This window comes from Lacrimispora amygdalina (genome assembly GCF_003432035.1).
GTDB classification, from domain to species: domain Bacteria; phylum Bacillota; class Clostridia; order Lachnospirales; family Lachnospiraceae; genus Lacrimispora; species Lacrimispora amygdalina.
On the sequence record NZ_QOHO01000028.1, the window covers coordinates 24,980 to 34,738 of the forward strand.

Annotated in this window: 11 protein-coding genes; 10 read left to right on the forward strand and 1 reads right to left on the reverse strand. The window is 46.9% G+C overall.

Annotated elements, in window-relative coordinates; genetic code table 11:
- Positions 1-2: 2 nt before the first annotated feature.
- A complete protein-coding gene (locus tag DS742_RS10080) occupies positions 3-1,310 on the forward strand; it encodes an acetyl-CoA hydrolase/transferase family protein (RefSeq protein ID WP_117416877.1) in 1,308 nt (435 codons plus the stop codon).
- A gap of 21 nt (positions 1,311-1,331) precedes the next feature.
- Positions 1,332-1,682, forward strand: a complete 351-nt coding sequence (locus DS742_RS10085) for a hypothetical protein (RefSeq protein ID WP_242996444.1) — start codon at positions 1,332-1,334, stop codon at positions 1,680-1,682.
- Between the two features lie 5 nt (positions 1,683-1,687).
- Here the strand turns inward: DS742_RS10085 and DS742_RS10090 are convergent, their stop codons facing one another.
- Entirely contained in the window at positions 1,688-1,975 is a 288-nt protein-coding gene (locus DS742_RS10090; RefSeq protein WP_117416878.1) for a NifU family protein, read from the reverse strand.
- A gap of 114 nt (positions 1,976-2,089) precedes the next feature.
- On the opposite strand from DS742_RS10090, the gene DS742_RS10095 reads away from it, so the two are divergent.
- Genes DS742_RS10095 through DS742_RS10130 form a run of 8 tightly spaced genes read left to right on the forward strand, consistent with a single transcriptional unit; the run spans position 2,090 to position 9,727 of the window.
- Positions 2,090-2,980, forward strand: a complete 891-nt coding sequence (locus DS742_RS10095; RefSeq protein ID WP_117416879.1) for a LysR family transcriptional regulator — start codon at positions 2,090-2,092, stop codon at positions 2,978-2,980.
- 20 nt (positions 2,981-3,000) lie between these two features.
- Entirely contained in the window at positions 3,001-3,723 is a 723-nt protein-coding gene (locus DS742_RS10100) for a MaoC family dehydratase (RefSeq protein WP_117416880.1), read from the forward strand.
- A gap of 41 nt (positions 3,724-3,764) precedes the next feature.
- Positions 3,765-4,001 (forward strand): acyl carrier protein, encoded by a 237-nt coding sequence (locus DS742_RS10105; protein WP_117416881.1) that lies wholly within the window; start codon positions 3,765-3,767, stop codon positions 3,999-4,001.
- A 44-nt stretch (positions 4,002-4,045) separates the two neighbouring features.
- A complete protein-coding gene (locus DS742_RS10110) occupies positions 4,046-5,119 on the forward strand; it encodes a LuxE/PaaK family acyltransferase (RefSeq protein WP_117416882.1) in 1,074 nt (357 codons plus the stop codon).
- Entirely contained in the window at positions 5,109-6,314 is a 1,206-nt protein-coding gene (locus DS742_RS10115) for an acyl-CoA reductase (RefSeq protein ID WP_117416883.1), read from the forward strand. Before DS742_RS10110 ends, DS742_RS10115 begins: the two co-directional genes overlap by 11 nt.
- On the forward strand, positions 6,301-7,743 hold the full coding sequence (locus DS742_RS10120) for an AMP-binding protein (RefSeq protein ID WP_117416884.1): 1,443 nt from the start codon (positions 6,301-6,303) through the stop codon (positions 7,741-7,743). Before DS742_RS10115 ends, DS742_RS10120 begins: the two co-directional genes overlap by 14 nt.
- Positions 7,744-7,780: 37 nt before the next feature.
- The gene (locus DS742_RS10125) at positions 7,781-8,932 is read left to right on the forward strand and encodes an acyl-CoA dehydrogenase family protein (protein WP_117416885.1); all 1,152 of its coding nucleotides are present in this window, start codon (positions 7,781-7,783) and stop codon (positions 8,930-8,932) included.
- A gap of 12 nt (positions 8,933-8,944) precedes the next feature.
- On the forward strand, positions 8,945-9,727 hold the full coding sequence (locus tag DS742_RS10130) for an electron transfer flavoprotein subunit beta/FixA family protein (protein WP_117416886.1): 783 nt from the start codon (positions 8,945-8,947) through the stop codon (positions 9,725-9,727).
- The last annotated feature ends 32 nt before the right edge of the window (positions 9,728-9,759 follow it).

The window sequence follows — 9,759 nt, forward strand, 5'->3', positions numbered from 1 at the left end:
GTATGAACTGGAGAGAAATCTATGCTTCAAAATTGAAAACTCCTCAGGAGGCGGTAAAGATAATCCACTCAGGGGATACGGTTCTGATTGGTCATGCAGCGGCGGAACCAGATGGGCTTGTGAACGCAATGGTGGATTATGCGGTGGAACAGGATTTGAGAGATATACATATTGTCCAGCAGCATGATATGGGAGCCTGCAAATTTTTTGAGCCGGGGCTGGAGAAGCATTTTAAATACTCCTCCCTCTTCATAGGAGCCCGCAGCAGGAATTATGTTGCAGAGGGGAAAGGCGATTTTGTTCCCGTTTTTTTCAATCGCATTCCTGACTATGTGACGAATATGGACCCGGCACAGGTATTTCTTGTAACATTGTCTGAGCCGGATGAGCATGGTTACTGCAGCTATGGACTCTCCTGTGATTTTGCCAAGGAAGCAGGGGAGCGGCCGGGGACAAAGGTGATCGGTGCGGTAAACCCCAACATGCCAAGGGTGATGGGAGATAATTTCATCCACGTCAGCAATCTGGAAGCAATTGTGGAGAGTGATGAACCAATCCACGAACATAGCCGTCCGGTGATCGGAGAGGTGGAGGAAAAAATAGGCGCTAATATAGCAGAGCTTGTACAGGACGGAGACTGTCTTCAGCTTGGAATCGGTGCAATCCCTGATGCAGTGCTTAAATTTCTCGGTAATAAGAAGGATTTGGGAATCCATTCCGAGATGATTTCCGATGGGCTGATGGATCTGTATGAGACAGGGGCAATTACCGGTAAAAGGAAAAACATTGATAAAGGAAGGATGGTCATTACCTTTATGATGGGCACAAAGGAGTTGTATGACTTTGTCAACGATAATCCTGCCATCTGCATGAAGCCGGTAAGCTATGTCAATGACCCGTTCATCATAAGCCGGAATGACAATGTGGTATCCATTAACTCTGCTTTGCAGACGGATTTGATGGGTCAGGTCTGTGCAGAAACAATCGGACTGAAGCAGTACTCAGCAGTGGGAGGACAGATGGATTTTGTAAGGGGAGCGTCCGCATCCAAAGGCGGAAGGTCAATCATTGCCTTCGGAGCCACCACCAAGGGAGGAACCATATCAAAGATTGTTCCGTTTCTGACACAGGGAGCGGCTGTTACTACAAGCAGAAATGATGTGGATTATATTGTGACAGAGTACGGAGTCGCCCATTTAAAAGGAAAATCCTTACGGGCGAGGGCAAGGGCTTTGATCAATATCGCGGCACCTGCATTCCGGGATGATCTGTCAGTGGAATTTGAGAAGCGTTTCGGGGAAGCACTGTAACAAAATACAAGGGGGTACTATATGAATGTAACAATGATCTCAGATTTGCTGGAAACGCTTATGATCGTGGGGTTTGGTTTATCCTGGCCGTTTTCCGTATATAAATCGTATGTATCAAGAACGGCCAGAGGCAAAAGCCTTCAGTTCGAGTTTTTTATCTGGCTGGGTTATATATTTGGCATCGCAAGGAAGTTTCTTCAGTACCATTATGCGGCCACTTACGACTGGCTGTTCTTCCTGTCATGGTTCTTTTATGTGCTGAATTTTGCTGAAATATCATTTGATATGTGGCTTTATGTAAGAAATGTGAAACTGGATAAGGCAAGAGAGGAAGAGCCGGTGGGGACCCGGGGGTGTCCCGGGTCAGATTGATACCGCTAGATCTGATGGTTCAGTATTTTATGGGCCATATCAATTAATTCGGGATTGATTTCTTCTATCAGAATCACATCATGGATGGAAGGAAAAGCAGACCGGACTTCAGCGGTGATCAGTTCCTCATTGGTACTGTGGGCAGCAGGGCAGCCGGAACATTTTCCGGTTAACCTTACCTTTAAAATATGATCCTCCAGGCTTTGTATGATCACATTACCATTATGCTCAGCTAATGCCGGACGCACTTTTGTATCAAGAACCGCTTCTATTTGTTGAATTGTAGCTTCCATTGTAACCCCTCCTTTTCCTTGTAGTTTAACAGCGGGCAGTTGGTTTGTCAATGGAAGCCATGATATGAAAACTTGATGGATAAAGATAAAAAATGATTAGAAAGAAGTAGTGGTATGACTGCAAATTTTGAACATTACAAAATATTTTATTACGTAGCAAAATATAAAAATCTTACCAGGGCTGCCAATGCCCTGGTGACCAGCCAGCCATCAGTAACCTACTGCATGCAGAATCTTGAAAATATATTAGGGTGCAAACTGTTTATCCGTTCCAGAAAAGGGGTTACGCTGACTGCGGAGGGAGAACTGCTTTACAGCTATGTTGCGCCTGCCTGCCAGCAGCTGATACAGGGTGAGGAAAAACTGAGAGAACTCCTTGGGGAGCAGCATGAGTATATCAATGTGGGAGCAACGCAGATGGCTATGCTTTCTTACCTGGTGGCCAGCTTAAAGCAGTTCCAGGAGCAGTATCTCCAGGTGAAATTAAATATTTTTAATTATAACACACCCCAGACACTCAATGAGCTGAAAGCCGGAAAGATTGATCTGGCCATTATTACCACGCCTTTTGACCATGAACAGTCACTGAAGGTGGTAAAGGTAAAGGATTTTAACAGCGTGCTGGTGGGCGGTCCGATCTATAAAGAGTATCAGGGCAGAGTTGTATATCTGGAAGAGGTTGGAAAACTGCCGCTTATAACAATGTCTGAAAATACCACCACATTTCAGTTCTTTCAGGAATTTTACCGTTCCTGCGGTCTGACCATGCGCCCATCCATTGAGGTAGCGTCCATGGATCTGATCCTCCCGATTATCCTTAAGAATCTTGGAATCGGATTTGTACCGGAGGAATTTGCGAGGCCTCTGGTGGAAAAGGGGGAAATTGTGGAGATAAATCTGTATGAGCAGATACCCCGGCGGGATATATGCATTGTCAGTGACAGCAAACGGCCTTTGAGCGCTGCTGCAAAGAAACTGCAGTGTATGCTGGAATCCCGGGAATAGAATGATGCGGGAGAAATGACATGAAAATCGGAATTAAATTCTGCGGCGGCTGTAATCCGGTATATGACAGATGCAGCAGGGTACGCAAATTCAGAGAAGCCAACCCCGGACATGAGTATGTTACCTCAGATACAGCAGCCGTATGCGACATTTGGATGGTGGTCTGCGGGTGCAGCCGCAGGTGCGCAGATGTGAGCAGTCTTAAGGATTGCAAAAAGGTGGTGCTTTTGTGGGATGAGGCGGGGTTTATACGTCTGGAACAGGAGATCCGGGCTGAGGAAAGAAGCTCTTCCTCTGGCGGCCGGGAAAAGAAAGTTCTTCACCTCCATGAGAAGGCAGTGAGGCGGAGGCTGGTGACCGGAGAGGATGTACAAAGCTTTGCGGCGCTTACAGGAGATGAAAGCCTGCTGCATCTGGATTTTGAATTTGCGGAGATGGCTGGATTTAAACGCCCTCCGGTTCACGGCATGTTTCTGGATTCTCTGGTATCCGCTGTCATGGGAACGGAGCTTCCTGGCAGCGGCACGTTGTATATGGAGCATACCACCAGATTCATCCGCCCTGTTTATCAGGGAGATACCATAGAAATCACGGTGGAATTCCTATCATATGAGGAACGGGACGACTGCTATGTGGGATTATTTCGTGGAACCTGCAAAAATCAGTACGGGGAACGGGTGCTGACGTCCAGCTGCAGCCAGATGATGATGAAACGCTTATTCATAGCAGCCGGACCTGTTTGAAGACAGATACAATGCCAGTCTCAGTGGAAGGGGATCAGACAATGACGAATTTGGAAAAATATGATCAGTTGTTTATAAAAGATTTAAGGGTTAAAAAGGAAGATTTAGAAGATTTAAAATACAGGGGCATCCGCACCTGGGATTCCATGGGACATATGGATCTGGTTACAGATTTGGAAGAGACATTTGATATTCACTTTACTACAGCAGATGTCATGAACTTTTCTTCCTATGAAAAAGGGAAAGAGGTACTGAAAAAATATGGTGTGATTATTTAAGGACCGTGACCGGCTAAGTGTCTGAAGAAAAGGGGAAGATTGACATGGATTATGAAAGGATTCTGGCAAGGAAACCATATTCCCTTTGCAGGGCAGAAAAAAGGGAATTGTTCAGGGAATGGCTGACAGAACTGACCGAATACCACAGACAGCACTGCCTGCCTTATGAGAAGCTGTTAAAAGCTCTGGAAATTCCTTCAGGCAGAAACATGGAGGAAGAGGAAATCCCCATGCTGCCCATTGGTCTCTTTAAGAGCATGGAACTGATGAGCGTTCCCCCAGGTCATATTTTTAAAACTATGACATCCTCCGGAACAAAAGGACAGGAGGTATCAAAGGTTTTTCTGGATACAGACACTGCCAGATACCAGCAGCTTGCGCTGGCCGGCATAGGGGAAGATTTCTTTGGAGATCAGCGGCTCCCGTTTCTTGTGATCGACAGTCCGGTTGTGCTCAAAGACAGGGAGATGTTTTCCGCCAGAGGGGCCGGGATACTGGGGTTTTCTGTTTTTTCCTCTAAAATATGCTATGCACTCACCAGTGACATGGAGCTGGATACGGAGGCCGTGGAAGCGTTCCTGAAACGATATAAGGATACGCGGATACTTGTCTTTGGTTTTACATATATAATCTGGAAATACTTTTACGAAGCCCTCGCCAGACAGGGAAAGAAGCTGGAACTGGAAAATGCGGTCCTTGTCCATGGCGGAGGCTGGAAGAAGCTGATAAGCCAGTCGGTTTCCTCTGATGAGTTTAAAAAGCGGATCTATTCGGTGACAGGAATCAGCCGCATCCATAATTATTATGGAATGGCCGAACAGACGGGCTGCATTTACATGGAATGCCCCTGCGGCAATCTTCATGCCAGTGTTTATTCGGACATTATAACGAGAAGGGCGGTAGATTTTACTCCCTGTGAATACGGGGAAAAAGGCATCATCCAGATTTTATCTCCCCTGCCCCGGTCCTATCCGGGACACTCCATACTCACGGAGGATGAAGGGATTATCATAGGCGAGGATGACTGCCTGTGCGGACGCCTGGGTAAATATTTTAAGGTGACGGGGAGAATCAAACAGGCCCCGGTCAGGGGGTGCAGTGATACCTATGAAGGATGAAGTGGTGATTCTGGCAGGGGTAAGACAGCCGGAGACAGAGCCGTGGGAACTATTTGCGGCTCCGGTACTGGAGTTTCTGGGGCAGCTGTCCAGTGAAATACGCAGAGAGAGAAAACAATATGAACAGCTGGCGGCCTTTGGTTTCTGGTGCCGCAGATCTCATATGGAGGAATTCGGAAAACGGTATGAAGATGGGCGGTCCCGTCTGGGCCGGGGAGTTATTTTTCATATACCAGCCGCAAATGTTCCGGTATTGTTTGGCTACAGTCTTGTCATGGGATTGCTGGCAGGCAACAGCTGCTCTGTCCGTATCTCTTCCAAATGCCAGGAACAGGATCAAATCCTGTGCCGCATTATGGATTGCATTCTAAAGCGCCCTGAATACAAGGGGATGCGCAGGCGGATATCTGTCTTTTCCAGCCAGAGAGATTCCCTGGCAGTGAGAGAGGCACTTTCGGGATGCGCAGGTTGTGTGGTATGGGGAGGTGACCGTACCATAATGGAAATCAGATCCATGCCCATCAGGCCGGATGCGGTGCAGCTGAATTTTCCGGACCGGTATTCCATCTGCATTCTGAATACCTTGCAGCTGGGATATATGACAGAGGAGGAATTAAAGTATCTCGCCCGCAGGTTTTATAACGACACCTATCTTTTGGATCAGAATGCCTGTTCCAGCCCTGTATTTGTCATATGGAACCAGGAGGAAGAATCAAAAGAAGCAGAAAACGCCAGAGTGCGCTGGTGGAGTGCAGTTGCGGGGGAAGCCCGGTCTTATGATCTGACAGCCCATAAGGCTATGATAAAATATGAACTGCTGTGCAGCTATGCCATGACACTGGACGGGGAAACAAAGATCAGCCGTTATGGGAACCGCCTGTATACAATCAGGCTGCGGGACATTCCCTCAAACACTGATCAGCTTCGCGGTGCCTTTGGTATGTTTTTCGAATACCGGGGAGACTGGAGAAAAGCCCTCATCCGTCTGGCCTCAATCCGTCTTCAGACCATAACATACCATGGAATAGAAGAACAGGAAATAGTGGATTTTGTAATAAAGAATCATCTCTTTGGAGTCCACCGGATCGTGCCGGCCGGGCGGGCGGCTGATATGGATCCTGTGTGGGATGGCCAGGATTTCATCGCTGTGCTGTCCAGACAGATCGGAAGGGAGGCGCAGGATGCATCTGTTTGATAAGGAAAAGATATATGGTGACAGACTTCTGGCAGTGGATGACAGGGACAGGAATGTTACATATGATCAGTTGGATTCATTTTCAGGAGAACTGTACCGTAAGGTTGGGGGAAAAAAACTGATTTTTATTCTCTGTGAAAATACCATAGAGTCACTGTCTGGTTATCTTGGCTGTCTGAAAACAGGCATTGTCCCTCTGATGCTGGATAGTCATATCCACCCAAGCCTTTTAAATGGTCTCATAAGGGAATATCACCCCGCCTTCCTGTACATACCAAAAACCTGCATTGAGAAGATAGAAGACAGCGAAGTCATATGGCAGTTTGGCGGTTACTGCCTTTGCGAAAGAAATGAAAAAATGCCGCCAGCCCTGTATTGTGAACTATCCCTTCTGCTGACTACATCAGGAAGTACGGGCAGCCCCAAGCTGGTCAGGCAAAGCAGCTGGAATATTGATGCCAATGGGAAATCCATTGCCTGTTATCTGGAAATTGATGCCAATGAACGGCCAATTACCACATTGCCCATGAATTATACATATGGTCTGTCCGTATTTAACAGCCATGTTTTAATGGGCTGCACACTTTTACTCACCACATATGGAGTGCTGGAGCCGGACTTCTGGGGTTTTGCAAGGAAGAAGAGGGCTACGTCACTTGCCGGTGTACCCTACACGTACCAGATTTTAAAACGGATTGGTTTTATGGATATGGATCTGCCGGATTTAAAAACCATGACACAGGCAGGCGGTAAAATGCCGCCCAGACTGCACAAAGAATTTGCCCTTTACGCAAAACGGACCAACAGGAAATTGATTGTTATGTACGGTCAGACGGAAGCGACAGCGAGAATGGGGTATCTACCCGCTGATAAAACGCTGGAGAAGTGCGGAAGCATGGGGATTGCCATACCTGGCGGCAGGTTCTGGCTGGAGAATGAACAGGGCAATGAGATCATAGAGCCGGACATACCGGGAGAACTGGTATATCAGGGGAAGAATGTAACGCTTGGTTACGCCTGTTGCAAAGACGACCTTATAAAACAGGATGAATGGAAGGGAGTGTTGCATACCGGGGACATAGCCAGTCGGGACAGTGAGGGGTATTACTATATAACAGGCAGAAAAAAACGCTTTATCAAAGTGTCCGGCAGCAGGGTGAATCTGGATGAAGTGGAACGTCTTTTGAAGGAACAATATGAAGGAATTGACTTTGCATGTGTGGGAACCGATGACAATCTAACCATTTTCATGGATCAATTAATATTAGACGGCGGTGAGGAGATTATAGAATACTTATATCAGGTAACAGGAATTGGAAACAGGACAGCAGCTGTAAAGTGTGTGGATCAGATTCCCAAAAATGAATCGGGAAAAACCCTTTATAAAGAATTGGAAACAACGGCAGATAACAGGATACAAAGTAAATAACGGCATTTATGCCGGTGTGTAAAAGGAGAAGCAGGATATGGATTTTAGTTTATCAAAAAAACATCTTCTGGCACAAACTCTGTACAGAAGCTTCACTGAAAATGAGGTGAAGCCAATGGCACATGAGGTGGATGAGAAGGAACTATTTCCCAGGGAAACTGTTGAAAAAATGGCCAGATGCGGGTTGATGGGAATACCCGTTCCAAAGGAGTACGGCGGGCAGGGCTGTGATGTATTATCTTACATCATGTGTGTGGAGGAATTGGCAAAGGCATGCGCAACCACAGCGGTAATCCTGTCGGCCCATACTTCCCTTTGTATAGATCCCATTCTTACATACGGGACAGAGGAACAAAAGCAAAACTATATACCTGATCTGGCGGCAGGCCGGAAGCTTGGCGCGTTTGCACTGACAGAGCCGGGGGCTGGAACCGATGCCCAGGGACAACAGACAAAAGCTTATCTTGACGGGGAACAATGGGTACTTAACGGCTCCAAGTGCTTTATTACCAACGGAAAGGAAGCTGATGTCTATATCATCATAGCGGTGACAGGAACCGTTGAAAAGCGGGGGAAAAAATCAAAAGAGATATCCGCTTTTATTGTGGAAAAAGGAACACCCGGCTTCTCATTTGGAACCAAGGAAAAGAAGATGGGCATCCGGGGGTCTGCCACCTATGAACTTATATTTGATGAATGCAGAATACCAAAGGAAAACCTTTTGGGAATAAAGGGTAAGGGGTTTGGTATTGCCATGCATACACTGGATGGCGGAAGAATCGGAATTGCCGCTCAGGCCCTTGGACTTGCAGAAGGAGCATTTGAATCCACAGTGAAATACGTCAAAGAGAGGAAACAGTTTGGACGTACGCTGGGACAGTTCCAGAATACCCAGTTTCAGCTGGCGGATATGGCAACCAGGATTGAGGCTGCAAAGATGCTTGTATACAAAGCAGCCCTGGCAAAGGAAACACAGAAGATATACAGCGTGGAAGCGGCAAAGGCCAAACTATATGCGGCAAAGACTGCCATGGAGGTGACAGAAAAAGCTGTTCAGCTTCACGGCGGTTATGGATATATCCGCGAATACGGTGTGGAAAGAATGATGCGGGATGCGAAAATTACAGAGATATACGAGGGAACAAGCGAGGTACAGCTTATGGTGATTTCCGGCGATGTGTTAAAATAAGGAGGATACACAGTGAATATTGTTGTTTGCGTAAAACAGGTGCCTGATACAAAAGGCGGTGTAAAATTTAATCCGGATGGTACCCTTGACAGAGGTGCCATGCTGGCAATCATGAATCCGGATGACAAGGCAGGACTTGAGGCAGCTCTCAAATTGAAAGACCAGTACGGCGCAAAGGTGACAGTGATTACCATGGGGCTTCCCAAAGCAGATGAGGTTTTGAGAGAAGCCCTGGCAATGGGGGCAGACAACGGCATTCTTGTCACAGACCGGGTACTGGGAGGTGCTGATACATGGGCCACATCCTCTACGCTGGCAGGAGCGCTGAAAAGACTTGACTATGATCTGATTATTACAGGGCGGCAGGCCATTGACGGCGATACAGCCCAGGTAGGACCCCAGATATCCGAGCACCTTGATATCCCGGTTATATCCTATGTACAGAATTTAAAGATCGAAGGAGAATATGTGGTTGCAGAGCGTCAGTTTGAAGACAGGTATCATCTGTTACGGGCGAAGATGCCATGCCTGATTACCGCTCTCTCTGAGCTTAACTCTCCCCGGTATATGACGCCGGGCGGCATATTCGATGCCTATGCTGCAGAGATTACCGTATGGGGAAGACAGGATTTAAAAGAGGTTGATGACAGCAATATCGGCCTGAAAGGTTCCCCCACCCAGATTGCAAAGGCATCTGACAAAGTGAGAAAGGGTGCCGGAGAGATTGTAAATCTGGACGCTCCGGAGTCAGTTGATTATATTATGAACAAACTTAGAGAAAGACATATTATCTAATATGGAAAGAAAAGAGGTGACAAACTATAAAT